Source organism: Phytohabitans sp. LZ39 (assembly GCF_059359075.1).
Window position 1 is genome coordinate 37,408 of the sequence record NZ_JCADBM010000032.1, and the last position, 24,451, is coordinate 61,858.

Consider the following 24,451-nt stretch of genomic DNA (forward strand, 5'->3'; position numbering starts at 1 on the left):
CGTGGTTGCCCCGAACGCGTCTGAGCACATCACCGCCACCAGTTCGCCGACCCGGGCGCTGGTGATTTCCGTGTGTAGCAGGTTGCGCCGCTTGTACTCCCCGACGCTCATGCCGTGGTGGTCGGCCCGTTGCTGGAGGATCGCGTGGCTATGCAGGGCCGCGGTGTGCGGCAGGAGTGCGTGCAGAAGAGTCTCGACACTCGGATCAGGCGCCCTGGCATCGATGGACGCGCAGCGAAGCTCGTTCATCATGTCGGTGTCGCTGAGTTTGTCCAGCGTCAACAGGGCGCGCAGGCGGTCGAGGCGCAGCGGGGCGAAGCCGTCCGCCTCGATCGTCGCCATATCCCAGCCGCTGCCCTTGACGTGCAGGATGTCGACCGGTTCGCCCGTCAGGTGCGTCATGGTGGTCTTGACCGAGCTGTTGCTGCCCCGGTGCAGCACGAGACTCGCTCCCGCCCGAGCAGGCGCGAAGCGTAGACGAGCTGGGCGAGAGGCTGAGATGGGGACGGGGCCGTGGCGTCGTCCCAGTCGTTGCGCATTCGATCCGGCTCCTCCGGGCGCGGGACCTTACCGGTCGGCGGCGGGTTGATCGTCAGGGCGCCCGCCCATGGCGGGAAGGATGACGCGGCGGTCGGTGACGATGGCGGTGACGAGCGCCGCCGGCGTCACGTCGAACGCATAGTTGAGCGTGTCGGTCCCGTCCGGCGCGACCTTGACGTCGCCCCAGCGAGTGATCTCATCGGTGCCGCGAACCTCGATGTCGACGTCGTTGCCGGTGGGTGTGGAAAGGTCGATCGTCGACTCGGGCGCGGCCACCACCATGGGAACCTCGGCGTATGCGGCCGCCAGAGCCAAGGGGAACGTGCCCACCTTGTTGATCACGTCACCATTGGCGGTCACCCGATCCGCGCCGACGACGACGGCCCTCGCGAGTCCACGCGCCAGGACCGAGGCAGCGGCGGAGTCGACGACCAGGGTGTGCGGGACGCCCATCTGGGCCAGCTCCCATGCGGTGAGCCGAGCGCCTTGCAGCAGAGGACGCGTCTCGGCCGCGAACACGTGGCCGAGAGCGCCGCGCTCGTGCAGAGCCCGGACGACGCCGAGCGCCGTCCCCCACTCGACACACGCCAGGGCACCGGCGTTGCAGTGGGTCTGGAGGGCGACCGGACTCGTGACGTGCTGCATCAGCCAGCGGGCTCCGCGCTCGCTGAGTGCGCGGCTGCACGCGATGTCCTCCTCCAGCACCGCCAGCGCTTCGGCCAACACCGCGTCGATGCCCTGATCCAGCGGCCTCAAGGCGCGGTCGACTCCCCACGCCAGGTTTACCGCCGTTGGCCGCGCTCCACGAACCGCCGCAGCGGCGGCGGCCACCATCGACGGGTCACCGGCGCTGAGCCGCGCGGCGAGCGCGACCCCCAAGGTACCGGCGACACCGAGTGCCGGTGCACCTCTGACCACGAGGCGTTTGATGGCATCGACGAGAGCTTCGACCGTGTCGATCTCCATCAGGACGAGTTCGTGCGGTAGCCGGGTCTGGTCGATGGCCACGATCCGGTCATGCCGCCAGTCGATGGTGCGCATGTGGCCTCCCCAGACTTTGGACATCGAAGCTACGCGTGATGTCCGAGTCACGCACGAGGGTAGCAACGCTATAGATAGCGTTGCTACCCTGACTGTTCTCGACATCCAAACTTGTAGTCGCTGAGGGGTTGCAATCGGTACCGAGGTACGGGGTTACCGTCGAGGGGGACGCTGCCAACAGCTGTCGAGGCGTAGATCGGGAGTCTCATGACCTGGGTGATGCCTGACGCGTGTACGTTGCCCGTCGCCGAGCATCCGCTGCGGCTGGATGAGCTCGACCGTCTGTTCGCCAGCGCCGTCCGTGAACAGCGTCGGGTCAGCGGCCAGCACCTCCAGCTCGTGCTGGTCGGTGACAACGACGTCGAGGCCGTCACACGTGACCTTGTTCGGCGCGAAAGCACGTGCTGTGCGTTCTTCGAGTTCGCCGTGGAGCGGCAACGCGAAGGACTGATCGTCGACATACGCGTCCCGGATGGACAGACAGCAGTCCTCGACGGGCTCGTGCACCGTGTCAGCCTGGCGCGCGGGGCGGACACATGAACGGCTCGGGGATGCGCTCCGGTGAGCTCGCGCAGGCGGCCGGCGTCAACATCCAGACATTGCGTTACTACGAACGACGCGGCTTGCTCGCCCAGCCGATGCGCAGTCCCGGCGGCCACCGCTCCTATCCGCCGGAGGCTGTGTCCTTGCTGCGGATCATCAAGGCGGCACAGCGGCTCGGCTTCACACTGGACGAGGTTTCCGACCTCCTCGAAGCCGGTAGGCGGCGTCACGCCAGCGGCGCCCTTCGCGAGCGGGCCCTTGCGAAGCTCGAGGAGATGGATCAGAAGATCGCCCACCTGTCCGCCATCCGTGACGCGCTTGCCGAGGTCCTCGAAGCCCGCTGCGACGGCCTGACGAACTGCACCTGCCCCAACGGCTCGATTCCCTTCGCCGACCTCGGCCGGATCAGCGCGGAGATCTGATGGACAGCCGGCCAGCATCGGACGGGCTGGCCGCACCGCGTATGCCGGTCTACCTGGATCACAACGCCACCACCCCGGTAGACCCCGCGGTCGTTGCCGCCACACTCCCGTACCTGACGACGCACTTCGGCAACCCGTCCAGCGGCCATCGATACGGCCTGGTCGCGAGACAGGCTGTCGACGAGGCGCGGCAGCAGACCGCCGGCCTCGTCGGCTGCGATCCCAAGGACCTCGTATTCGTCGGCTCCGGCTCGGAGGCGAACAACCTGGCTTTGCGCGGAGCGGTCCTGGCGAGTGCCTCCCACGGCCGGCGGACGATCGTCACGCAGGCAACCGAGCATCCCTCCGTCCTCGCCACCTGCGCCGCGCTGCGGCGGGCCGGTGTCTGCGACGTTGTCGTCCTCGACGTGGACGCTCACGGGCTGGTCGACGTGGAACAGGCCCGCTCGGCGATCGACGCCACGACGCTGCTGGTGTCGATCCAGTACGCCAACGGCGAGACCGGCACGATCCAGCCGATCGCCGAACTCGCCCGCCTGGCCCACAAGCGCGGGGCGTTGTTCCACACGGACGCGTGCCAGGCGGCGGGAAAGATCAGCATCGACGTCGCCGCGCTCGAGGTCGACCTGTTGAGTCTCGCGGGGCACAAAATGTACGCGCCCAAGGGCATCGCCGCCCTGGTACGCCGCCACGAGATCGGACTGGACGCGACCACCTACGGCGGTGGGCAGGAGGGCGGTCTCCGGTCGGGGACGGAAAACGTGCCGTACATCGCCGGCCTCGGGAGAGCCAGCGTCCTCGCGAAGGAAAACCTAATCGGTGAAGGTGAGCGGCTGCGGGCCTTGCGGGATCTGCTCTACGAGGAGCTTCGTGCGCGACTCACCCGAGCGGTGCACCTCAACGGGCACCCGACGCTGCGCCTGCCCAACACCCTCAACATCAGCATCGAGGGGGTCGACAGCCGCTCACTGCTGGCCGCGACACCTCAGGTCGCCGCATCGACCGGATCCGCCTGCCACACCGGTACCGGCGAGCCTTCCGGCGTGCTTATGGCCATGCGCATGCCGCCGGAGCGCGCGGCCGCGGCGGTCCGCCTGAGCGCTGGTAGGACGACCACGGAAGCCGACGTACGTACAGCGGTGGACGCGCTGGTGGCCGCGGTACACAAAGGCATCGGCGACGCCTGAATTGCAGACAAGATGAAGAACAAAGGTAGCGACTAATAGCATTGATGAGGCGGCGCTTATTCTTTGTCGCATTCTTGACCACCCCGTCTTGGGCGGGCACACTCGGTTGCACGACACGTCCGCGACTTCCGTCAGGAGACCGCCGTGCGCCGTGCGATGTTGACGCTGCTCTCGATCGCCATTATGGTCGGCATCTCCCAAGCCGGTTGCGGCTCGGACAGTTCGGGATCCGAATCGACCGGACCGATATCCAGGACCTTGCGCGTCGGCCTAATTCCGAATATCGCACCCGAGCAGCAGAAGGCGAAGTACGAGCCGTTCGCCGCCTATCTGAAGGAACGACTGGGCGTTGATGTCGAGCTGTTCGTGGCGGCGGACTACGCCGGTGTCGTCGCGGCGTTGGTGGGCGACCGCATCGACGTCGCCTACCTCGGCGGGTTGACGTACGTGCAGGCTGAGCGGCAGGCGAAGCTGACCCCGCTGGTGACCGAGATCGACCAGCTGACGGGGACGCCGCGCTACGACTCCGCGATCGTGGTCCGGCGCGAGGCTCCCTTCCAGAAACTGCAAGGTGACATCGTCTCCGCTGGCCACTCATTCGCCTTCGGGGATGTCAGCTCCACGTCGGGGAGCCTCTACCCACGGATCATGCTCAGCGAGGCCGGGGCGCGGTGCTCGGTCCGCAAGATGGATGAATGCCCGCCACTCGCGAGGGTGCTGTTCACCGGCGGCCACGACGCGACCGCCCAAGCGGTGCTGTCCGGCAAGGTCGACGCGGGTGGTATCGAGCTACGCATCCTTCGACGCCTGGAGAAGGAGGGAAAGGTACCGCAGGGTGCCCTTCGAGTCGTCCAGCAACGGCAGGTACAGGGCTACCCGTGGGTGATGCGTGATGCCCTCGGCGAGCCGGCGAAACGTGCGCTGGTCGACGCCTTTACCTCGATCACCGATGCCGCACTCCTCGATCTTATGCGCGCACGCGGATATGCCGCGGTCGGCGCAGCGGACTACGAGGAGATCCGCCAACAGGCCACCCGCCTCGGACTGCTTGCGACGTCATAGATGGACCTCCGGGTGGATCGACTCACGGTGCACTTCTCCGGCCGCCCGACCGCCGCGGTGCGCGACCTCGCCGCCAACATCAGGGCCGGCGAACGGGTCGCCCTGCTCGGCCCTTCGGGGGCAGGAAAGTCGACGCTGTTGCGTGCACTCCTCGGAGCGGTCCCGGCGAGCGGCCTCATCCGCGTCGGCGGGCGCGATCCGTACGGTACGGCCGCCGATCGGTTGGCCGTCCGTTCCGCGGCGGGATTCCTGCGGCAGGGCGGCGACCTGGTCCTCGGCCTCAGCGGTCGACTCAACGCTCTCATGGGCACGGCGGGCGCTTGGCACGCCGGCGACTGGATCCGCGTGCTGCGCGGCAGGGTTCCGGCCCGGTACGCGGACCGACTCGCGGATCTCGCCGAGCGGCACGGCATCGGCGACTGCCTCGGCCAGCGCGTCGACCAGCTGTCCGGCGGCCAGCGGCAGCGAATCGCGCTGGTCCGAGCGCTACTCCCCCAGCCGCGGCTTCTGCTCGCGGATGAGCCCACCGCCGGCCTCGACCCGGTAAGCGCGGACGCGGCCACGCAAGCCATCCATGACTGCGGCGCGGAGACGGTCGTCGTCGCCACTCATCACCAGGCCGTCGCCGCGCGGTTCACGCGAGTGCTGGCCCTTCGCCAGGGCCGCCTCGTTCATGACGGCGCCGCCCTGGACGACGACGATCTGTCCCGCCTGTACCGCCGGGTCCCCTGAGACATGAGGACCCGCCACGCCCTGACATGGTCGGTCCTGCTCACGTGCGCCGTCGTGGCCTGGGCTGCGCAAGGCAGCGGCATCAGCCTGACCGCGCTCTGGGAGGGAAGGTCCGGCGGGGCCCGGCTCGCGGAGGGCTTTCTGCGGCCGCAGACCTCGCCCGATTTCCTCGTGGACGTCCTCAAGGCAATCGCACAAACCGTGCAGATCGCTGTGACCGGGCTGGTCCTGGGCATCGTGATCGGCACTCCGATGGCCGCCGTCATGGCCGGTGGCGTCGGCGCCTGGGCCCCGCTGCGTGTCCTCGTGCGGCTACTTTCGGCCGTACTCCGGGGCGTTCCCGATCTGGTGTGGGCTCTCTTGCTCGTCGCCATCGTGGGGCCGGGGCCGGCCGCCGGAACGCTCGCCATGGCGCTACACGGCACGGGGATGCTGACGAAGCTCGCCGCCGAACAACTGGAAGGTGTGAACCCCGCGCCGGTCGAGGCGCTGCGACTCACGGGCGCCGGCCGGGCGGCGACAGCGGCGCTGGCGATCGTGCCGCAGGCGCGCACCGGTCTGGTGTCCGTGATCCTCTACCAGTTCGAGTGCAACATCCGCGCGTCCACGGTCCTTGGCTTCGTCGGTGCCGGCGGGCTCGGCCAGGACCTGGCCATCTCGCTGCGGCTGTTCCGCTACGACGAGGTCTCGACTTTGGTCATCGCGACGCTGGGGCTCATGCTCCTGGTGGATGTGCTCTCTCGCCGCGCCCGGAGAGGGCTGGGGGCCACCACAAAAGCCTGCACCTAGGATGCACATTCTTCGATCCCGAATTGTGACCGCTACGATTTGACAAAGAGAGCCCGACCACGTGGGGACGTTTGGTATCAATCAAGAAAACCTCGCGGTTTTCATGGCGGAGGTGGACGGGAATCGAACCCGCCTGGCCGAGGTGCTCGGCCACGTCGGTTTTGAAGACCGCGGGGACCACCAGGCACCCACACACCTCCGGTTGAAAACCTACTGCGCCTCGGTGGCCATCGTCAATGCCACGAGAGGCGAACAGCAGCGGTCCATACGTTCCATAAGACAGCCTTATGAATGTCATCCTCTCGGCGAAATGAAATAGGCTTATGTATTGCAATGCTACGTATCCGTCAATAGGATGTGACCGTCGACACCGAAGCGGGCCGACATTTTCTAGACGCGCAACGGCGTGCCGGGGGTGGCGCCCCATTTTTTGTGCCTTCAGCGGGGCAAGCGTCCCTACACGGTGACAGCCGTCCCGGCATCACACCCGGCCAACATCCCACGCGAACCATCGTGTGACGGCAGGAAGGCTCCAAGATGGACATGCGAGGCCAGGACCGTCGATACTTCCGCGTCGATCTCCAGCACCAGGACCGATACCGGTTCCTGTCCCAGGCCGGCGAGGACGGCCGGCCGCACGGTGGCCCGTATGCATCGGACGAACCGGACCCAGTGGGCGAAGCCTCGGCGCCGGCAACGCCGGCGCTCCTGGGATCGGCGATCGCTCACTGCCTGTCGGCCAGCCTGCTGGAGACGCTTCGCCACGCGCACCTGCCGGTCGAAAACTTCAGCTCCGAGGTCGTCGCCGTGGTGGCTCCCAACCAGGAGGGCCTGCCGCGGATCGACCATGTGGATGTGGTGCTGCGCCCGGTGCTGACTGAGCACTCGGGCCGTACCCGGCGGTGCGAGGAGGTCTTCGAGAAGCACTGCACGGTCACGTCCTCCGTGCGGGAGGGCGTCGACGTACGTGTCCGGGTGGAGTGGGAGTATGCCGACGCGGAGGCGCCCTCGATGAACGGCGCCAAACCCAGGCCCGGACAGGCTGTGGCGGCGCGCGAATAGTCGACGCCGATGCCAGGGGCGATCGTGACGGCGATCCTCGGCACGCTGGTCCTGTGGTCGGCAAGCGCTATCGCGGCGTTGACGTTCGCGGTCGTGCTGGCCACCGGTTCGCTCAGCCGGTCATGGATCGCGCGGCGCCCAGCTGACCTCGTCATACTGCTCACCCGGGGCGTCCCCACCAGCCTCCTCGTGGTCGTAGCCGGCCTCGCCGCCATGCCCCAGGTGCCGCCCGCGTGGCTGCCCAACCCGTTTCCCGGGACGTCCGACGGCATGGCCCTTGTGGGCTGGGCGATCGCGGTCGCGTTGGCGCTGGGATCGACCGGCCACCTCGCGGTCATCTTCCGCTCCGGATACCGGTCCCTCGGCACGGCGCGGCTGGAGCAGGTACGGGTCCTCGGGCTTACACCAGGGCAGCGATTCAGGCTCCTGGCTCGCGAGTCCGCTCTCGCGAGCCTCGCACCGACCGGCGCGCGACTCGTCCATCACCTGCACAACACCGGCTTCGCGGCACTCTTTCCGATCGTCGACCTGTTCGGATGGGTGCAGGGGCGCTCTCACGAGACATTCGAGGTCACCCGGTACGCGGCGATCGGTGCCGGCGTATACGTAGCGCTCAGCTTCCTCATCTGGGTGGCCACCCGCGCCGTCGAGCACCGCCTGGGCTCCCGACGGGGCCGTCCTGGCCTGCCACGGATCGTGCCCCGAGTGCTCATCGGTAGTCGCACATGATCGTGGACCTGCTGATCGGGCTACCAGACCAGAGGCCGGGTGGACTGCTGCTCAGCGTCCTGGCGGCGGTCGTCGCCGGCGGCCTCGCCGTGCTGGCCGGCACGCTGTACGCGACCGCCTGTGTGGCCGCGCCCGGTCTGACGTTGTCGGTGCAGGGAGTCCTAGCCCTGCTGCGTGGGATCCCTTTGCTGCTGGTGGTGTTCGCGCTGGCCCAGACGACCACCCTGCCGTTGCTGGCGAGCGGTTTCGTCGCCCTGTTCCTGTACTCGTTGTCGCACGTCGGCGAGGCACTGCGGGCCTACCTGGCCACCTATCCCCCGGCCCTGCGGGAACAAGCCCGGCTGCTCGGCATCTCGCGCGTCCGGGAATGGCTGACGTTTCGGATTCCGTGGACGTTGCGGCGCTCGCTGGACGCGCTTGGCACCCATTGGGTCTCCCTGCTGAAGGACACCGGGGCGCTCACCGTCCTGGGCATCGGCGAGCTCACGACGGTCGCTCGCCTCCTTAGCGAACGCACCAACACCCGCGGCTGGCTACTGGTGCTCCTCGCCGCCGCCGCGATCTACCTGGCCACGATCGCCGCGCTGACTCGGACCCTGTCGTACCTGACCAATCGATTCGCACGCTATGCGAGGTGAACGCACATGAGAGGAATACCCCGAACCAAGACGGGTCTGTTGGCGGCCACCCTCCTGCTCCTTCCTGGGCTGGTGGTCGGCGGCACGGGATGCGCGGACACGGGGAAGGCGAACTCCGGCTCGGGGACATCCCTGCTGGACGAGATCAAGTCCCGCGGTGTTCTCCGCGTCGGCAGCCGGGTCGACAACCCGCCCCACAGCTCGTACGACGAGCAGGGCAGATGGGTGGGCTTCGACAACGACATCGCCACCGCCATCGCCAAGCGGTGGGGGGTCAAGCTCGAGATGGTGAAGGTCGACGAGCTCACCCGGATCAGCTTCCTGCACAACGGCAAGGTCGACCTTTCCGTCGCGAGCATCAGCAAGACCAGGAAGCGCGGAGCCCAGGTCGACTTCAGCCAGACCTACTTCTACTCGGTGCAGACGTTCGTGGTCCGGAAGGACAGGGCCAAGTCCTATCAGGACCTGGTGGGCAAGCGCGTCGGGGCCAGCCGCGGCAGCAGTTCCATCGGAAACTGGAAGGCCTGGCTCAAGCGCAACGGCGTGTCCGCCGAGCCGGAGATCGAAGAATTCGGCGACAAGCGGGCCGCCCTCGTCGCGGTGAAGCAAGGCGCGATCGCCGGATGGACAGAGGACTACGAGGTACTCGCGAGCTACGCCCGCAACGAGCCCGGCCTCGCCGTACTCCAAGTGCCCGGCGGCACCGGCGTCAAGCTCGACGGCATCGCCATGCGCAAGAACGACTCGACACTGCGCGACGCGGTAAACCTGGCATTGCAGGACATCGCCGCCTCCGGCGAGTACGACAAGATCTACGACCGCTGGTTCGGCCCGTCATCGACGGCACCCGTCCCCCGCCAAGGAAAGATCGAGGTTTGGCCCAATGGATGACCGCTGTGTAAATGTCCGCTGCTGCGACCTCAGCGTCTGCGTCGGCGAGGTGACCCTCGTACAGGATGTGACGTTCAACTGCTGCAACGGGGAGTGGGTGGTGCTCGCGGGCCCGAGCGGCGCCGGAAAGACGACCCTCTTGCGCGCTATCAACGGGCTCTGCCCACCGTCTGCCGGTCGCGTTTGGGCGCTCGGGTCGTGGATGCCGGGACGGAGTCGCCGCGAGGCCGAGTTGGCGTGGCGGCGCACCGGCACCGTGCAGCAGGAGCTGGCTTTGTTCGAGAGTCTGTCCGCTGTGGACAACGTGGCGGCTGGCGTCCGGCGGTCAGGAGTATCGCGCTCGGAAGCCCGCCGCGAGGCGCGGTCATGGCTCGACCGTTTCGGTCTCGACGACAAACACGGTTCGTTTCCGCACGCGCTTTCCGGCGGGGAGCGTCAACGAGTCGCACTTGCCCGGGCGTTGGCCCCGCAGCCGCAGCTGTTGATTCTCGACGAGCCGACCGCTCACCTGGACGACGGTTCGGCCAGGATCGTACTGACGGCGATCAAGGACCTGGTGCAGCAGGGCGCCACCGTCGTCATGTCCAGTCACCGCGACGAGGAGGTCGCCTCGCTCCAGACGTGCCGGATCGAGATGCAGGCAGGTCGGGTCGCACAGATTTGCGTATGAGTCCTCATGACGGGTCACCACCGGCGCGGATCAACATCTGCCAGGCCGCCTCGACGCCAGGGTTGTCCGGTCCCTGTCGACGTACTGCGTACACCGGTAGCCGGCCGCACTCCTGCCGTAGCGCCACCAGCGCACCCGACGCGAGGTCGCCGGCGACCGCGACCGACGGCAACGCCGTCAGGAAGTTGGGTGAGCTGAGCACCGAGCGACGCGCGGCCTCCATGCTGCCTACGAACATCTGCGCGGCGATCCCGTAGTGGTCGCCGAGCGTCTCCTCGACAAGGGCCTCGGTGGTCGAACCCGCCTCCCAGACCAGGTATCGCGTCGCGCGAAGCACGTCTCGTGAGCACTTGGCTTTGGTGGCGAACGGGTGGCGCGGGTGCGACACAAGCACCACCTCGGTCGAGTCCACCTCGGTCCGTACGAGGTTGGGATGGGCTTCGTGTGCCCCATCGACCAGGCCGCATTCGAGGTTTCCCGCCGCGACGTCCGCGCACACCTCCTCGCCCGCGGCGACGACGACGCCCACCGTGATGCCGGGATGGGTCGCGGCGAACTGGCTGAGCACCGCGGGAAGGTAGAAGCTGGCAGCCAGCTCGCTGGCGCCGATGGTGAGTGAGCCGCGATCGAGGCCGCGCAGCCCCTGCACGACCTTCTCGAGATTTTCCAGCGCGCGCATGACGAGGAGACAAACGCCAGCGACCTCCACGCCCGCGGTCGTCAGCCGCACGTTGCGGCCGACCCGCTCCAGCAATCGGATGCCGAGCGCACGCTCCAGCAGCTGGACCTGCTGGGTGACGGCGGGCTGGCTCAAGCGCAGAACCTGCGCGGCGTGGGTGACATGCTCACGCGACGCCACGGCGAGGAAGGTGCGGATCTGCTCCAAGGTGTAGGTGGGTCGCAGGAACGAGTCGGTCACCAGGCTGGAGTCGGCTAGCGCCTCGGGTCGTGACGGTCTGGCGCCGGGAGGCGACGCGGGACTGCTATTTCGCCGGTCGCCCTGAGGCCCCGACGAGCGCCGCGAATCTGTCTCACGTCTGCGCACAATAAGCCTCCCCCGTGCACGCGACCGGTTAACAACTATAGCGAACCTTCAATCATTTCGACACCCGTTCGACACCCAAGATCGCACTGTTGGATTGTGACGAAGTACCTTAAGACCACCACGCGGCCCATTGCTAACATTCGTCATGGAAGGTGTTTCTTGTGCCAACAGCAACCGGCAGAAGGTTAGCCTAAGGTAACACGCAAGTCCGTAAGGCGCGCGACGGACTATCCGCTATGTCCTACTATGACACCACTGTAGGGCTGGGCCTCAGCACTCAACGTAGATGACGGCCCGCCCGGCCACCGCCGCTGGCGCGCATCCGCCAAACCGCAAGAATATCCTTATCACACTATTTTCGAATTGATGTACACCACTGAATATGAAGCGGACCCGGTAAAACCCTAGGTTTACTATCTGCGGAACAGGATAGCGTCCCAACATGGGCAGCGACATAGCCGGACAGCACAACAGCTCGCCGGCCGGAGCACCCATTCGTGCGGTGCTGCAAATGATCCTGGGTCACCACGTCACCGCTGTCGTCGCGACGATCGCCCGATTCGGCATCGCCGATCATCTAGCCCCGGGGCCCGGTACCGCGGCTCAGCTGGCGCAAGTGACCGGTGCCGATCAAGTCGGCATGCTGCGCCTGCTCCGCGCCGCCGCGAGCCTCGGGCTACTCGATGAGCTGGCCGGCGAGACATTCGCGATCAATTCGCTCAGCGACTGCCTCCGCCGAGGACCTCACTCGCTGCGGGAAATCGCAGTCGCGGCCAGCGAACCAATCCATTGGCGGACCGCGGCACATCTCGCCGAATCTGTGATCAAGAACCGAGCGGTAGCACCGGACGTCCTCGGGATGAACGCGTGGGAGTACCGGGACACGCATCCCGAAGGACGCTTGGCCACGTCGGAACGGCTCGTGGACATCGAGGAGGTCATCCTGCCCGCGCTGCGGCGCACAGTGGACCTCGATAAGCACCGACGGATCGTCGCCATCGGCGACAGCCGTGGCCGCCTGCTGTCCGCGCTGCTCCGGTCCACGCCAAACGCCACGGGAGTGCTCTTCGACCGACCGCCGGTTGCCGACCGAGCGCGGACCATGATCGATGCAGTAGGTCTCAGCGACCGCGTCACGGTGGTCGGCGGCGACTTTCTCCAGAAGGTGCCCCCGGGAGGAGACCTGTACGTCCTCAAGGGAGTGCTGCACGACTGCGACGACGACTCCGCCTCGTGGCTTCTGGACAGTTGCTACATGGCGGCACTTCCGGCCAGCACGCTCGTCGCTTTCGAAGGCGTCTTGCCGGACGGGCCACCGCACGACCCGGTGGCCCATCTCATCGACATCAACTCGCTGCTGACCGTCAGCGGCCGAGAGCGGACGATCGACGAATTCGAAGAGCTCTTCAACAACGCGGGATACGAGCTGGTGCGCGCGGAGCCGCTATCCGGTGTGGACTACCGGCCGTTCGTCATGCTCCAAGGTCGGCGGTCCTGAGATGTCCAAAATCGTCGTCGTCGGCGCGGGGCCAGCCGGGTTGGCGGTCGCGGCCGTCCTGCGGCGGCGCGGTGTGCGGGCCACACTCCTCGAGCGCGGCGAGGCCGTCGGGGCCAACTGGCGAGGCCGGTACGACGGGCTTCGGCTCAACACCGTCCGCTGGCTTTCCTGCCTGCCCGGGTATGGGATCCCGCGACGGGCTGGCCGCTGGGTCTCGCGCGACGACTACATCTCCTATCTGGAGCACTACGCGGACCTTCATCACCTCGACGTCGAAACCCAGGTCGACGTCGAGCGGATCGTTCCCGGGCACGGTAGCGACTCCCGCCGGTGGCGGTTGCACACGTCCAAGGGTGAGTTGGCCGCGGCGGCGGTTGTCGTCGCATCGGGACCGTTCGATCGCCCGGTAGTCCCGCCATGGCCCGGACTTGACCGGTACGACGGCGCTTTCGCGCACGCCGCCGCCTACCGCGACCCAGCCCCGCACCAGGGTCAGCACGTCCTGGTGATCGGCGGCGGAGCGAGCGGGCTAGAGATCGCCCTGCTGTTGGCTGAGGGCGGCGCGGCGCGGGTCGACCTGTCCGTCCGCTCCTGCACGAACCTCTTCCCGCGACAGCTCGGGCCGTACCCCCTCACCCCGCTGCCCGCCACCAGGCATGCACCGCGGTGGCTGTTGGACGCCGCCGGCGCGCTGACTCATCGCATGCTCGGGTCGACCTGGCCCGACCCGCTGCCACGACCAGCCGCCGGCCTCGGCACCGCGCTGCATCGGCACGGGACAGAGCCAGTCGTGGCGGACGGCATCGTGCCCGCCTTGCGGGCCGGACGTGTGAGCCTGCTGCCCGCCGTCGACCGCTTCACGGCCACGGCCGTACACCTCGTCGACGGCAGCGTGGTGCGGCCCGACATGGTGCTGGCGGCGACCGGCTACCGCAGTCGGGTGGAGAAGCTCGCCGCCGAACTGGACGTGTTCGATCGGCAGGGTCGACTGATCCGGGGCGACGGCGGCCCGTGCGCAGGGGCGCCGGGCTTGGCGTTCGTCGGTTTTCAACCCGCGGTCACGGGACGGCTGCCACAGATGCCCTCCCAGGCGCGTCGGGCGGCACACACTGTCTTGGCCGCCGCGGCGCGCTGACGAGACGACAGCGATCAGTCCGGCAGGCGGCAGCGACGCTGGTTTGCATCGACGCGTTCGGTGTACCCCTCGCGGTCGAGTAGCTCCAGCAGCGGGATGATGACCCGGCGAGTGGTGTCCAGGGCCTGCCGCGCATCCGACGCGGAAAAGGGCTGCGGGAGTGTGGCCAGAATCTTGGCCGCCTCCCGGTCGGCACCGGGAGCCAACACTATCCCGTCGGCGATCCGGAGGAGTTGGCCCGCGCGTTCGGCGGCCGCGAGTCCTTTGCGATCCAGGCGACGCGCGGCCAGCTCCTGCTGCTCCGGCGCGCGGAAAGGCGACTTGGTGAGCTCGGTGACGACCGCGCGTACGGCGCTGGCGAGCGGCTCCGGCAGTACTTGGGCCTGGTCCGCGGTGCGGATCCGGCCTTCCACCAGGCGCAGCGGCGGCGGCATGAGCGCCGCCACCAGCCGCCGGTCGGGAAGGCACAGCGCGCGCCGGGCCGCGTCGAGCGGCATGCCCCTCTCGAGCGGATGGGCTTCGGCGTATTCGGTGACCAGCGACACCAGCTGCTCACCCAGCTCGCCGCGACGGCCCGCATGGAGCAGCCACTCCCCCACCGCCGGAACGTCGGGCGGTGCCACACCCATCATCGTGAAGTCGGCTTTCCGCAGCACGCCGTGTTGGGCCAGGACGACCGCGCCGTCGGGGATGTCCGCCAGGGCCAGCATCCGCGTGCCACGGTTGGCGGCGTCGCCGCGCCGCCGAAGCACCGGCGGCCGTACGTCGAGCACGGTCACCCGGGCCAAGATCCGGGTCTCCCCGCGGGCCTGTCCCGCGTCGCGCAGGACGGCGCGATCACCGATGTGGAGCGGCAACCTGTCTCGCAGGGTCAACCGGGCGGCCAGCCGTCGCTGATCGCGGGCGAGCGGCCTGATCCGTGCGACAGTCCGGCCGGAGCCCATGTGCAGCACGGCGGCACCGGGCATGTCCCAGTCCGTCGCCTCCGCGTATTCGGGCTGATCGAGGCGCACGTCGATCGCATCTGGCAGGGACCATTGCCCTGGCGTCAAGAGCGCCATTCCCCGCGAGATCGCTGATCGTTCCGCGCCACGTAGGTTGACGGCGACCCGCGCGACCGATCCGACCAACCGTGCGGGCTGTTCCAATGTCTGGAGTCCGCGGACCTGTACCCGGTGTCGGGTAGGTGAGAGCTCCAGCTCGTCACCGAGTTTGATCGTGCCGGCGCCGAGTGTGCCGGTCACCACGACGCCGCTGCCCCGGATGGAGAAGGCGCGGTCCAGCCACAAGCGCACAGGCGCGGTCAGGTCTGGAGCCGGTAGGTCGGATGTGACCTCGTCGATGGCGGCAACCAACTCTGGCAGTCCGGCTCCGGTCGTCGCGCTGACCGCCACCGCCGGCACTTTGCCGAGGCTGGACTCGCCGATGCGTTGCTGGGCGGCCGCGAGCACCGGAGCCGGGTCCGCCAGGTCGCTGCGCGTCACGACGAGCAGTCCATGTTGGACGCCGAGAGCGTCCAAGGCCGCCAGGTGTTCCTCGGACTGCGGCATCCAGCCCTCATCCGCCGCGACCGCGAACAGTACTGCCGGCACCGGGCCCACGCCCGCGAGCATCGTTCCCAGGAACCGCTCGTGGCCGGGGACGTCCACGAACGCGACCTGCCGGCCCGAGGGAAGTGTCAGCCATGCGAACCCCAGCTCGATGGTCAGGCCGCGATCGCGTTCCTCGGCGAGCCGGTCCGGCTCCATCCCGGTCAGGGTGCGGATCAGAGTGGACTTTCCGTGGTCGACGTGTCCGGCAGTCGCGAGGACGTGCATCAGTGGCTCCCGTTGCTCAGCGCCGCGGCGATGACGGCACTGCCGACCGTGTCGTCGAGATCCTCCGGGATGGACCGCATGTCGAGCAGGAGTCGTCCCTGCTCGAGGTGCCCCACCACCGCCGGATCCGACCGGCGCAACGGCGCCGCCAGCCGGTCGTCCAGGCTCACCGCACGGCTCGGCAACCGCACACCCGGGGCGCCGCCGCCACCGACGACGGACCAGCTCTCTATGACCTGTGCGTCGATGCCGTGGCTGGCCAACCGCGAGACCATCGCATCGGCCCGGCGGCACAACTGCTTCACCGGCGCACGGAGCGAGGCCACGGTGGGCGGCGCCGGTCCGCGCAGCGTCGCCTCCAGTGCCGCAGCGGTGAGCTTGTCCAGCCGGAGTGCCCGCGCCAAAGTATGCCGGCGCAGCTGTGTGACCAGCTCGCGCTTGCCGAGCAGGAGGCCGGCCTGCGGACCGCCTAGCAGCTTGTCACCACTGGCGGTGACGAGTGCCGCGCCCATACGCAGCGCGCTGTCAGCGTCCGGTTCGTCGGGGAGAAGCGGCTCGCGGTTGAGGAGTCCGGAGCCGATGTCGTAGACGACGGGAACGTCGAGCGCCGCGAGTTCGCCGACCCCGACGTCCCGGGTGAAGCCGTCGACACGGAAGTTCGACGGATGCACCTTGAGGATAAACGCCGTCGCCGGTCCGATGACGTCGCGATAGTCCTGCAACGACGTGCGGTTGGTGGTACCGACCTCGCGAAGCCGGGCGCCGGTGCACCGCAGCAGCTCGGGGATTCGGAACCCATCGCCGATCTCGACGAGTTCGCCCCGGCTGATGATGATCTCGCTGCCGCGGGCGAGCGCGGTCGCGACGAGCACCAGGGCAGCGGCGTTGTTGTTCACCACATGCACGTCCTCGGCCGCGGGGACCGCCTCCGCGAGCGCTGCCGTGAGGCCGGCCGCCCGCCGACTCCGAAGGCCCGTGGAGAGGTCGTACTCGATGTCGGTGGCGCCGCATGCCACCTCGACCGCGGCGCGCGCGGCCGGCGACAGGACAGCACGGCCGAGGTTGGTGTGAACCAGCACGCCGGTGGCGTTCACGACCGGCCGGAGCGTGGTGGCGCGGCACGGCAGCGCAGCCACAGCGGCACCGGCCACCTGCGCGGCACTGATCTGCCCACGGCGGGCCAGATCCTGAGCGGTGGCGATGGCCCGGCGCACCGCGGCTGGTCCGAGCCGTTCGGTAGCGGAAGCGAGGCGGGGGTCGTTGAGCAGCGTGTCGGTTGCTGGCACCGCACGCCTCGGATCGAGGCTCTGGCGGCCGGCGGCGGGGTTCGTTTTCGGCATGGCAACCGCCCGGCTCAGGAGGCGTTGAGGCGGAGCATGCCCACCTGCCAGGCGCGCGTTACCGCCTCGGTGCGTGATTGGGCGTTCAGCTTCCCCAGGATGTTGCTCAGGTGAAACTCCACTGTCTTGATCGTGACGTTGAGCACCTCGGCGATCTCTCGGTTGCGGCGACCCGCCGCGACCAGTCCGAGGACCTGCAACTCTCGGTCGGTCAACTGTTCCAACACAAACGTCCGTCCCTGCCCGGACTGGACCTCCCGGTCAGACAACTGCTCCAGAACGAAGTTGTTTCCGGGCGTCGACACGATGCGGCCCCGCGCTGTCATGGCTATCGCCACCTCTCTCCCGCGAGTATCGGATTCCGGGCTGCCGAGGAGCGGTGGCCGCCTCGGCTCGGCCCCAGCAGGCCGGCATCGTGACATCGGTCGGCGCCGTCGTTCGCCGCCCGCGGCGCGCGATCGCGCCGAGCCCCACGATGCCGCCAAGCATCAATGTCCCGACGGCGATGTTCTGCCAGCCCCACGCCCAGGCGGCGGAGGCGAGCATGAGGATGTTCAGTCCGGCGATCGCGGGCCCCAACCGCGCCAGGCCGGTGCGCAGCCGCAGCAGCCCGCGGCGCACCGGACGTCGGTGGTTCAGCCAGGCGGCCGCCAGCGCCAACGTCATGCTGATGAAGTAGCCGACGTTCGCCGCGGCCAGCAGGGCGATCGGCACCTGCGCCGTGTTGCCGCGGGCGAGGGCGGTCAGCACGGCGATCAGCAGCAGGTTGACTCCGACGTCGAAGCGCAACGCCTGCGCCGGCATCCCGTGCCGGTTGAGCCGTCCCAACGCCGGCCACGCGTCGCCACGGGCGCTCATCTGGTGCAGCGTCCATGACGAGGCCAGGGCGATCATGTTGAGACCGAGCACCAAAGCGAGAACCAACACCCCGAGCACCACGTTGGCGCCCACGTCGGTCGACCGTTCGCTGAGCATCAGGAAGGCATCGGCAGGATCGGCGCGCAGCCCTTCTGGTCCCACGACCGTGAGAAGCAGGAACGGTATGACGCCGAACGCGAAGACGCTGACCAGGGCCACCACCACCAGCACCCGGATGGCCTGCATCACGCCGCTGCGGTAGCGCGTCGCGTAGGACAGCGCGAGCTCCGAGCCGTACGCGCTCCAGCCAGCGATGAAGAGCCCGCCAGCGAAGCCCAGCACCCCCGCGCTCGAGAGCCACCCGTCCGGCGGCGCGAACGGGTGCAGATTGTCGACGTTCATGTTGCCCTTGGCAAGCGCGCCGAAGAACAACAGACCGACCACGGCGACCACGCAGGCGACCAGGACGACCTGCAACCGCGCGCCGACCTGCATGCCGAAGTGGTTGACTGTCGCGCTCATGGTCAGGACCAGGCCGGCGACGAGAGCGGCGGTCCAGGCGGGCCCGTCGGGGAAGGCGATCCGCTGCACGTATGCACCGACGAGCAGCCCGTTGATCGCCAGGGCTGGGCTCCAGCCGAACCAGTAGCTCCACTGCGCGACGCGGGCCAGGGCACGGCTGCGCGGCTGAAGGACCTCGGCGGCAAGCACGGCCACGCCCCCGTTGACACGGGAGTAGCCGCCGGCGAGCTCGGCGAAGATGACGGCCATCAGTAAACCGATCACCGCCGACACCAGCCACACCACGATCGAGGCGTTGCCGACGAGTGCGGCCACTGGTCCCATCGATACCAGGACGAGAACGGGTACGCCCGCCGCGATGGCGACGCCGAAGCGTCCGCTGATGGTCCGATCGTCGTTCACGCTCATCCTGCCGCACCCACGGTGGCGTCGAGGTTGAGCGGCCTGGTGCGGACGCCGTGGCGCGCGGCGACGGCCTCCATCTCGATGGCGAAGTCCACTGATGCCTGGCCGACGGAGTGCTCGGTGATGCCCTCCTTGGCGAACAGGTAGGTCTCGGCCAGGCATGCCAGGGCGCTGTGCCGGTCCGGCAAGCGCAGGTCGGTGGTGAGGTGATAGCCCGGGATGTTCACCAGGCCGCCCTGGGCGACCCGCACATCGCGCTGTTCGAAGCGCGGGTAGTCCTCCTTCTGGATGTTCAGCGGGTGGGCGAGGTCCAGGACGATCGCGCCGGGCTTGACCAGGTCAGGCGTGACGTATGCGGAGGGGTCCCCGGTGAGGAGCAGGATGATGTCCGCTTGCCCGACGTCGGCGATGGATCCGGATACCGTCGCCCGGGGCACGAGATCGGCCAGTTCCTTGCGGACGCGGGTCTGACTACGCCCGACGAGCACCAGCCGGAAGCCTTCCCGGTCGAGCAGCCGCGAGGCAGCCACTCCGACCGAACCGGTGCAACCGACGACCGCGACGGTGGCGCCCTCACCAGTTGCCAGGACTTCGCTGGCCTCGACCACGTTGCGCCGCGCGACCGCCGCGGTGTAGGCGTTGCCGGTGGTCACGGTCATACCCCGGGGAAGCTTCGGCACCAGGGTCAGGCCGCCGCGGGTGGCCGGCGCCGTAAGCGCCCCCAGCCCGATGACCCGTGCGCCACGGGACTGTGCCACCTGGACCGCCTGATCGATCTGCTCGCGGCCCTGGGAGTAGAGGATGGTGTCCGGGAGGCAGAGGACGACGAGGAACTCCCCGCGGAGGACATCGAACCCGAAGGTGACCTCGCCGGTGATCGTCGGTGGGAGCGAGAGCATCTTCTCTTGGAACTCTTCTTCGGTGGCACTGTGCTGCGCAACCACGGAGCTGCCTCGGACGTGGTGGAGGTCCTGGGCGTCACGGGGATGGGCCAGGAAGACGAATCCGGGCGGTTGGTTGCGCAGATAGGACATGATCCGCTCCTCGCGGTCGTGGTGGTCGCGGTCGCGCGACGGGCGGAACCGACGTGGTCCCGCCCGTTTCCGTGCGCGCCGAATCTCCTCACCGGCTGCCGAGCTCGGGAATGAGCACCATGGCGCCTTCGAGGGAAAGGTTGATGGATCCGCCGCCGAGATGTTGCGGCCAATTGATCAAGAAGGTTGTGTCGTATCCGACATGGACGGCCCGACCCTCACGAAGGCCGAGAAGCGTGTCCTCCAAACTGGAGGTTATGCGGCCGTCTCAACCACCGGAGGCGCCGGCCCAGATGGAGCCGGGCAGGAAGTCCATGCACCCGAGGGCGCGCCAGCCGCTGTAGTCCTCGGTGACCGCGCACTCGTCGGTCGCGGTCGCGCGCACGGGTCCGAGCAGGCTCAGGTCGTGCTTTCCGGACATGACCAGCTCATGCAGCGCCGGGAACACGGCGTGCACGTTGTAACGGACGCGCAGATACCGCTTCTCGAAGTCCATGATCCCGACGTTGCCGGATGCGCCGGACTCGGGATCGAGGGTGATCGAGACGACACCGGAGTCGATGCTCTCCGTCTTGCTGATCGGGAACGGTGCGCTGTGGGTGGACACCCCGTAGAGGCCGGCGACGCGGAAAATGACCCGGTCCGCCGGATCGGCCTGGAGCCGCCGGGCGGCGATCTCCTCCGGCGATACCGCCGGCGCCACCGTCTCGCGTTCTTGGGTTGTTGTCATACCTTCCTTCCCCTCTTCTGAACGGCAGATGCCGTCAGTCGGTGGATGCCGACGACGACGGAACCAGGACCTTCTCGGCCTGGTCCGCGACGCCCGGCCGGCGGGCTCGGACGCTGGTGTTGGCGAAGCCGAGCGCCAGCGCGTCCGCGAGCCCCGCCCGCTCGAGGATGGGCGCGACCCCGCCGAGCTCGGCGTCCCGCGCCGTGTACTCCCGTTCGCGGTCCACCTCGATGTCGACGAATCCCGCCGCGGTGAGCCGCTCGCGGTACTCGTCGACGGTCAGCGCGCCGCCGATGCAGGCGGCCCACGCGCTCAGGTCGTCTCGCATCTCGGCCGGTACAGGTAGCCGGGTCACGATGTCCGAGATCGCTAGCCGCCCACCAGGACGGAGCACCCGGTACGCCTCGGCGAGCGCCCGCGCCTTGTCGGGCACGAGGTTCACCACGCAGTTGCTGATGATCACGTCGACCGACCCGCGCGGCAGTGGAATGGACTCCATGTCGCCCTTGAGGAAGGCCACATTGGTCAGGCCGGCCTTCGCGGTGTTGGCTCGCGCCAACGCGATCATCTCGTCCGACATGTCCAGACCGAAGACATGCCCCTCGGCCCCGACCCGGCGGGCCGCCACGATCGCGTCGAGGCCACCGCCCGAACCGAGGTCCAGAACGACCTCGCCGGCCGACAAGCCGGCCCGGTCGAACGGGTTGCCACAGCCGAGCGACGCGACGATCGCGTCCATCGGAACCTGCTGTAGGTCGCCCTCGGCGTAGTCGGTGACGCAGCTGACCTCCTCGGGCAGCCCGGCAGCGGTGCTACCGCCGCAGCAGCCGTCGGCACCGGCGCGAACGCTCTTCGCGTGGGCGTCGTAGTGCTGCTGCACGCCGCCGCGGAGGGCGTCGGCCCGTGTGGTCAGCTTGATCCCTACGTCGACGGAGGGTATGGCGCTGTCACCGTGGCAGCCACATCCGGCCGACGCGGTGGCGTTGACGGTGGAGCTCGCCCGCCGGCGGCCCCAGCTGCGGGGGTCGAGCCTGGCCAGCATGCGGGCCGACGCGCTCTTCGACCAGCAGGACCACAGCTCGCCGACCTTGCTCCAGCGGAACTTGGGGGCCTGCTTGCCGGTGACCGGCGTGACGATCCCCTGCTGCTCCCACTCCTCCGACATTGCGTAGCACCCCGGGCAGTTGGTCTGGCACGCGTCGGAGCACTGTGGCGCGCACACCGCGCGCCAAAACCACTTCATCCCGGCCATGCATTTCCTCGCTTCATCTCGGCCGCCATGACAATTTCGAGTATGCGCGCCGATGAATTCGCGAGTCAAGAAAGACGTTCACCAATAAGGTCCCACCTATGATCGTCAGCACATCGACTGATCAGTCACGATGAATAGACGTATTGGGTACCACTTATCGATCCCGCAAACCAATACCCGAGGTATAGACATACTACGCGGTCAGCAATCTCAGACGTCCATATTGGTGGACACTCAGACCTGGTCTGCCGCAGCGTACGGTCGCACATCCTTGCCTTCGGCACGCAATTCCTCGTGCGTGTGACCGACGTAATAGAAGCCTTCTTCATGGCTGGCGTAGCACTGATGAAAGCCAACCTTGGAGAAGATTGCCAGTCGCGTCGGTTTCGGCGCCGGTTCTCGCTTTGTGCCTCTTTCCAGATCGGCCAGCACCGCTGGCACGTCATACGTCAACCGAACGTCCGAGCGGCAGAAGTGGGGCTCCCCGTCGATGTCGACGATCGGTAGCTTCGCGCCATCCAGCCCGGGCAGGTCGAACACCGGCCGGGTCAGGCAGTCGTACCGTAAGACCTCGGTGAGGAATTCGACGTACGCCGCCGGCAGCAGCGGGACGATGGCCTCCTGCCACCACGTGGCGAGCACGTCGTCGATGTCCGGCTCACCGTAGAACTGCCGGAGGAACACCGGGACGGCACTGGGCACCCGCTCCACCTTGGCCGCGACCGCCGCGAGCCGGACGGCGGCCGGGTGGGCGGCGGTCTCGAACCAGGCGACCATGTTTCGGATCACCGTGGACTGTGTCAGGCCCGCGTACTCCCGAAGCGGTGCCCAGATGTGCCGGAACACCAGGTGCTCGGCGACCGACCGCGCCCAGAGTATGAAGCGCTTCATCTGGAGGTTCTCGGCGATCGTCATGGTGTTGTGCGCCAGGACGTACTCGAAGTCGTCGTTCTCGCCCCGAACGGTCTGGAAGCCGTACGTGGCCTTGTTGACCGAGTAGTCGGTGTTCGGCAGCAGCAGGAGCGGGTAGACCGCGATCCGGGTCATGTGCCGGGCGAGCCTGTCGTAGCCTTCGAAGAAGGAGTCCACCGTCTCGCCAGGTGAACCCCAGATGAGCTCGGCGTAGCAGTCGAGGCCCTCCGCGCGCAGCCAGCGGACGAGGTCCTCCCATTGGTTTACCTTCATGTTGCGGCGCTGCATCTGTTCCAGCGCCGAGTCCTCCAGCGTCTGCAAGGCGAGGGTGAAGGAGCTACGCATGCCGACCTGCTTCATCCGCTTCACGATGTCGTAGAAGGACTTGGACTTGTTCTTGGCCCAGGATCCCTCCACGGCACGCGGGTAGCCGTGCTTCTCGCGGAGGCGGATGACGTCCTCGACGAACTCCAGGTCCTCCCGCAGGAGGCCGATGTTGGCGTCGCACAACACGATCGTGTGGACCTTGTGGAACGCGAAGATCTCCAGCTCCTCGCGCAGCCGCTCCCGCGAGAACGCGCGGACCTTCTGGCCGACCGCCCCGCCCCAGTAGCAGAACGCGCACTTGTAGGGGCAGCCGCGGTTGGTCTCCATGAGCGCCACGTCGTACCGGAAGTCGCCGACCGAGTCGGTCAGCGGGATCGCGTTGGTCAGGAACGGCGAGGGGATGCTGTCCAGGTCGAGGATGCGTTCCGGTTCCTTGGTGGTGACGATCTGGCCCTCGGGGTCGCGGAAGCTGATGCCGCCGATGGCGTGCAGTTCGCCCGGTGACTGGCCGGCGAGGTAGGCCAGAAGGATGTCCCGGAAGACGAACTCGCCCTCCCCGTTGACGACGAGGTCGACCTCAGGGAACTGCCGGAAGACCCGGTTGGCCTGGTTGGCGACGTGGGTGCCCCCGAACACGACCCAACCCTCCGGGTGGATCTGCTTGAAGCCCTCCGCGATGTTGCCGAACGTGAAGTAGCTCCAACCCTGAACGGAGAACGCGATGACGTCGGGGCGGCCTTCGGCGAACATGGTCTCCGCCATCACGGTCACCGGGTCGCCGCCGCCGAAATTGAAGATTCGGATCTCCATTTCGTCGCGTATCGGCTCGCATGCCAACGCCGCCGCCTTGAGGTAACCTGCGGCCAACGGCATCGACTCTTTCGGCATGTCCCAGACGCCCTGCTGGACGATCCACACGATTCGCTTGCGAGAAGACATGGCCACCTGTGACCCCGAATCCTGCTGCGCCAATAAACCAGCTCAGAAGCTAGTGCCGGCGCGGGCGCCGCAGAATCGGGTAAACCCTAGGACGAGGCAGGCAATCCTGCGGCGGCAACGTGCCACATCATGTCGCCGAAGGTCTTCAACGCGAGGAAGTCGTCCGTGTCAATGCTGATCGACAGCCGCTTTTCGAGGGCCACGGCGATCTCCACCATTTCCGTCGAGTCGATCTCCAGATCTTCGCGCAGGCGACTGTCCGGCTCGATCCCGGTCGGATCGATCTTCAGCTCGCGGAACACCTCGACCAAGGTCTCACGGATTTCCATGA

25 protein-coding genes and 1 tRNA gene are annotated in these 24,451 nt (G+C 67.9%); 14 read left to right on the top strand and 12 right to left on the bottom strand.

From position 1 onward, the window contains the following. The first annotated feature begins 114 nt into the window (after positions 1-114). A complete protein-coding gene (locus AC5L36_RS40760) occupies positions 115-477 on the top strand; it encodes a hypothetical protein (protein ID WP_441224170.1) in 363 nt (120 codons plus the stop codon). A 90-nt stretch (positions 478-567) separates the two neighbouring features. Here AC5L36_RS40760 and mtnA read toward each other — a convergent pair whose 3' ends face one another. After that, positions 568-1,581 carry an S-methyl-5-thioribose-1-phosphate isomerase gene (gene mtnA / locus AC5L36_RS40765; protein WP_441224171.1) on the bottom strand — a complete coding sequence of 338 codons (1,014 nt, stop codon included), beginning with the start codon at positions 1,579-1,581 and terminating at the stop codon, positions 568-570. 207 nt (positions 1,582-1,788) lie between these two features. Between mtnA and AC5L36_RS40770 the strand changes: the two genes are divergently transcribed. From AC5L36_RS40770 to phnE, 6 genes are all read left to right on the top strand, one after another. Continuing rightward, complete coding sequence (locus AC5L36_RS40770) at positions 1,789-2,121, top strand: hypothetical protein (protein WP_441224172.1); 333 nt, start codon at positions 1,789-1,791, stop codon at positions 2,119-2,121. Continuing rightward, entirely contained in the window at positions 2,118-2,546 is a 429-nt protein-coding gene (locus AC5L36_RS40775; RefSeq protein WP_441224173.1) for a MerR family transcriptional regulator, read from the top strand. Before AC5L36_RS40770 ends, AC5L36_RS40775 begins: the two co-directional genes overlap by 4 nt. Then, a complete protein-coding gene (locus AC5L36_RS40780) occupies positions 2,546-3,733 on the top strand; it encodes a cysteine desulfurase family protein (RefSeq protein WP_441224174.1) in 1,188 nt (395 codons plus the stop codon). The genes AC5L36_RS40775 and AC5L36_RS40780 overlap by 1 nt, the downstream gene beginning before the upstream one ends. Positions 3,734-3,877: 144 nt before the next feature. Next, on the top strand, positions 3,878-4,795 hold the full coding sequence (phnD, locus tag AC5L36_RS40785; protein WP_441224175.1) for a phosphate/phosphite/phosphonate ABC transporter substrate-binding protein: 918 nt from the start codon (positions 3,878-3,880) through the stop codon (positions 4,793-4,795). Positions 4,796-4,807: 12 nt separating this feature from the next. Beyond that, entirely contained in the window at positions 4,808-5,527 is a 720-nt protein-coding gene (locus AC5L36_RS40790) for an ATP-binding cassette domain-containing protein (protein ID WP_441224176.1), read from the top strand. 3 nt (positions 5,528-5,530) lie between these two features. After that, positions 5,531-6,316, top strand: a complete 786-nt coding sequence (phnE, locus tag AC5L36_RS40795) for a phosphonate ABC transporter, permease protein PhnE (protein ID WP_441224177.1) — start codon at positions 5,531-5,533, stop codon at positions 6,314-6,316. A 104-nt stretch (positions 6,317-6,420) separates the two neighbouring features. On the opposite strand, the gene AC5L36_RS40800 is transcribed toward phnE, so the two are convergent. After that, positions 6,421-6,516, bottom strand: a tRNA-Sec gene (locus AC5L36_RS40800). Between the two features lie 337 nt (positions 6,517-6,853). Between AC5L36_RS40800 and AC5L36_RS40805 the strand changes: the two genes are divergently transcribed. From AC5L36_RS40805 to AC5L36_RS40825, 5 genes are read left to right on the top strand one after another with little or no spacing between them, the layout of a single operon-like run. Further along, a complete protein-coding gene (locus tag AC5L36_RS40805; protein ID WP_441224178.1) occupies positions 6,854-7,378 on the top strand; it encodes an OsmC family protein in 525 nt (174 codons plus the stop codon). A 9-nt stretch (positions 7,379-7,387) separates the two neighbouring features. Next, complete coding sequence (locus tag AC5L36_RS40810; protein WP_441224179.1) at positions 7,388-8,107, top strand: ABC transporter permease subunit; 720 nt, start codon at positions 7,388-7,390, stop codon at positions 8,105-8,107. Beyond that, complete coding sequence (locus AC5L36_RS40815) at positions 8,104-8,745, top strand: ABC transporter permease subunit (protein ID WP_441224180.1); 642 nt, start codon at positions 8,104-8,106, stop codon at positions 8,743-8,745. Before AC5L36_RS40810 ends, AC5L36_RS40815 begins: the two co-directional genes overlap by 4 nt. A 6-nt stretch (positions 8,746-8,751) precedes the next feature. After that, positions 8,752-9,636, top strand: a complete 885-nt coding sequence (locus AC5L36_RS40820; protein ID WP_441224181.1) for a transporter substrate-binding domain-containing protein — start codon at positions 8,752-8,754, stop codon at positions 9,634-9,636. Then, positions 9,629-10,306 carry an ABC transporter ATP-binding protein gene (locus AC5L36_RS40825; RefSeq protein WP_441224182.1) on the top strand — a complete coding sequence of 226 codons (678 nt, stop codon included), beginning with the start codon at positions 9,629-9,631 and terminating at the stop codon, positions 10,304-10,306. The genes AC5L36_RS40820 and AC5L36_RS40825 overlap by 8 nt, the downstream gene beginning before the upstream one ends. A 4-nt stretch (positions 10,307-10,310) precedes the next feature. Here AC5L36_RS40825 and AC5L36_RS40830 read toward each other — a convergent pair whose 3' ends face one another. Then, complete coding sequence (locus AC5L36_RS40830) at positions 10,311-11,225, bottom strand: LysR family transcriptional regulator (RefSeq protein WP_441224183.1); 915 nt, start codon at positions 11,223-11,225, stop codon at positions 10,311-10,313. Between the two features lie 568 nt (positions 11,226-11,793). Here AC5L36_RS40830 and AC5L36_RS40835 point away from each other — a divergent pair. After that, positions 11,794-12,849, top strand: a complete 1,056-nt coding sequence (locus AC5L36_RS40835) for a methyltransferase (protein ID WP_441224184.1) — start codon at positions 11,794-11,796, stop codon at positions 12,847-12,849. Position 12,850: 1 nt separating this feature from the next. Then, positions 12,851-13,984, top strand: a complete 1,134-nt coding sequence (locus AC5L36_RS40840) for a flavin-containing monooxygenase (protein WP_441224185.1) — start codon at positions 12,851-12,853, stop codon at positions 13,982-13,984. A gap of 14 nt (positions 13,985-13,998) precedes the next feature. Here the strand turns inward: AC5L36_RS40840 and selB are convergent, their stop codons facing one another. The 9 genes from selB to AC5L36_RS40885 form a co-directional block, all read right to left on the bottom strand. Next, positions 13,999-15,801, bottom strand: coding sequence for a selenocysteine-specific translation elongation factor (gene selB, locus AC5L36_RS40845; RefSeq protein WP_441224186.1), 1,803 nt, complete (start codon positions 15,799-15,801; stop codon positions 13,999-14,001). Beyond that, entirely contained in the window at positions 15,801-17,141 is a 1,341-nt protein-coding gene (gene selA, locus AC5L36_RS40850) for an L-seryl-tRNA(Sec) selenium transferase (RefSeq protein WP_441224187.1), read from the bottom strand. The genes selB and selA overlap by 1 nt, the downstream gene beginning before the upstream one ends. A gap of 14 nt (positions 17,142-17,155) precedes the next feature. Beyond that, positions 17,156-17,368, bottom strand: a complete 213-nt coding sequence (locus AC5L36_RS40855) for a response regulator transcription factor (RefSeq protein WP_441224188.1) — start codon at positions 17,366-17,368, stop codon at positions 17,156-17,158. Positions 17,369-17,402: 34 nt separating this feature from the next. Beyond that, entirely contained in the window at positions 17,403-18,929 is a 1,527-nt protein-coding gene (locus tag AC5L36_RS40860; RefSeq protein ID WP_441224189.1) for an APC family permease, read from the bottom strand. Next, a complete protein-coding gene (locus AC5L36_RS40865) occupies positions 18,926-19,960 on the bottom strand; it encodes a hypothetical protein (RefSeq protein ID WP_441224190.1) in 1,035 nt (344 codons plus the stop codon). The genes AC5L36_RS40860 and AC5L36_RS40865 overlap by 4 nt, the downstream gene beginning before the upstream one ends. A 268-nt stretch (positions 19,961-20,228) precedes the next feature. Further along, the gene (locus AC5L36_RS40870) at positions 20,229-20,690 is read right to left on the bottom strand and encodes a hypothetical protein (RefSeq protein ID WP_441224191.1); all 462 of its coding nucleotides are present in this window, start codon (positions 20,688-20,690) and stop codon (positions 20,229-20,231) included. Positions 20,691-20,724: 34 nt separating this feature from the next. Further along, a complete protein-coding gene (gene arsM / locus AC5L36_RS40875; protein ID WP_441224192.1) occupies positions 20,725-21,855 on the bottom strand; it encodes an arsenite methyltransferase in 1,131 nt (376 codons plus the stop codon). 321 nt (positions 21,856-22,176) lie between these two features. Further along, entirely contained in the window at positions 22,177-24,120 is a 1,944-nt protein-coding gene (locus AC5L36_RS40880; RefSeq protein WP_441224193.1) for a KedN5 family methylcobalamin-dependent radical SAM C-methyltransferase, read from the bottom strand. 86 nt (positions 24,121-24,206) lie between these two features. Beyond that, positions 24,207-24,449, bottom strand: a complete 243-nt coding sequence (locus tag AC5L36_RS40885) for an acyl carrier protein (RefSeq protein WP_441224194.1) — start codon at positions 24,447-24,449, stop codon at positions 24,207-24,209. Positions 24,450-24,451 lie beyond the last annotated feature (2 nt).

What these genes read in the sequence shown, in the direction of transcription:
- phnE (WP_441224177.1), top strand. Translation starts at nt 5,531, where the DNA reads ATGAGGACCCGCCACGCCCTGACATGGTCGGTCCTGCTCACGTGCGCC.
- AC5L36_RS40870 (WP_441224191.1), bottom strand. Translation starts at nt 20,690, where the DNA reads ATGACAACAACCCAAGAACGCGAGACGGTGGCGCCGGCGGTATCGCCG.
- mtnA (WP_441224171.1), bottom strand. Translation starts at nt 1,581, where the DNA reads ATGCGCACCATCGACTGGCGGCATGACCGGATCGTGGCCATCGACCAG.
- AC5L36_RS40840 (WP_441224185.1), top strand. Translation starts at nt 12,851, where the DNA reads ATGTCCAAAATCGTCGTCGTCGGCGCGGGGCCAGCCGGGTTGGCGGTC.
- AC5L36_RS40880 (WP_441224193.1), bottom strand. Translation starts at nt 24,120, where the DNA reads ATGTCTTCTCGCAAGCGAATCGTGTGGATCGTCCAGCAGGGCGTCTGG.
- AC5L36_RS40860 (WP_441224189.1), bottom strand. Translation starts at nt 18,929, where the DNA reads ATGAGCGTGAACGACGATCGGACCATCAGCGGACGCTTCGGCGTCGCC.
- AC5L36_RS40885 (WP_441224194.1), bottom strand. Translation starts at nt 24,449, where the DNA reads ATGGAAATCCGTGAGACCTTGGTCGAGGTGTTCCGCGAGCTGAAGATC.
- selA (WP_441224187.1), bottom strand. Translation starts at nt 17,141, where the DNA reads ATGCCGAAAACGAACCCCGCCGCCGGCCGCCAGAGCCTCGATCCGAGG.
- AC5L36_RS40780 (WP_441224174.1), top strand. Translation starts at nt 2,546, where the DNA reads ATGGACAGCCGGCCAGCATCGGACGGGCTGGCCGCACCGCGTATGCCG.
- AC5L36_RS40770 (WP_441224172.1), top strand. Translation starts at nt 1,789, where the DNA reads ATGACCTGGGTGATGCCTGACGCGTGTACGTTGCCCGTCGCCGAGCAT.
- AC5L36_RS40815 (WP_441224180.1), top strand. Translation starts at nt 8,104, where the DNA reads ATGATCGTGGACCTGCTGATCGGGCTACCAGACCAGAGGCCGGGTGGA.
- AC5L36_RS40805 (WP_441224178.1), top strand. Translation starts at nt 6,854, where the DNA reads ATGGACATGCGAGGCCAGGACCGTCGATACTTCCGCGTCGATCTCCAG.
- selB (WP_441224186.1), bottom strand. Translation starts at nt 15,801, where the DNA reads ATGCACGTCCTCGCGACTGCCGGACACGTCGACCACGGAAAGTCCACT.
- arsM (WP_441224192.1), bottom strand. Translation starts at nt 21,855, where the DNA reads ATGTCGGAGGAGTGGGAGCAGCAGGGGATCGTCACGCCGGTCACCGGC.
- AC5L36_RS40825 (WP_441224182.1), top strand. Translation starts at nt 9,629, where the DNA reads ATGGATGACCGCTGTGTAAATGTCCGCTGCTGCGACCTCAGCGTCTGC.
- AC5L36_RS40835 (WP_441224184.1), top strand. Translation starts at nt 11,794, where the DNA reads ATGGGCAGCGACATAGCCGGACAGCACAACAGCTCGCCGGCCGGAGCA.
- AC5L36_RS40775 (WP_441224173.1), top strand. Translation starts at nt 2,118, where the DNA reads ATGAACGGCTCGGGGATGCGCTCCGGTGAGCTCGCGCAGGCGGCCGGC.
- AC5L36_RS40865 (WP_441224190.1), bottom strand. Translation starts at nt 19,960, where the DNA reads ATGTCCTATCTGCGCAACCAACCGCCCGGATTCGTCTTCCTGGCCCAT.
- AC5L36_RS40810 (WP_441224179.1), top strand. Translation starts at nt 7,388, where the DNA reads ATGCCAGGGGCGATCGTGACGGCGATCCTCGGCACGCTGGTCCTGTGG.
- AC5L36_RS40820 (WP_441224181.1), top strand. Translation starts at nt 8,752, where the DNA reads ATGAGAGGAATACCCCGAACCAAGACGGGTCTGTTGGCGGCCACCCTC.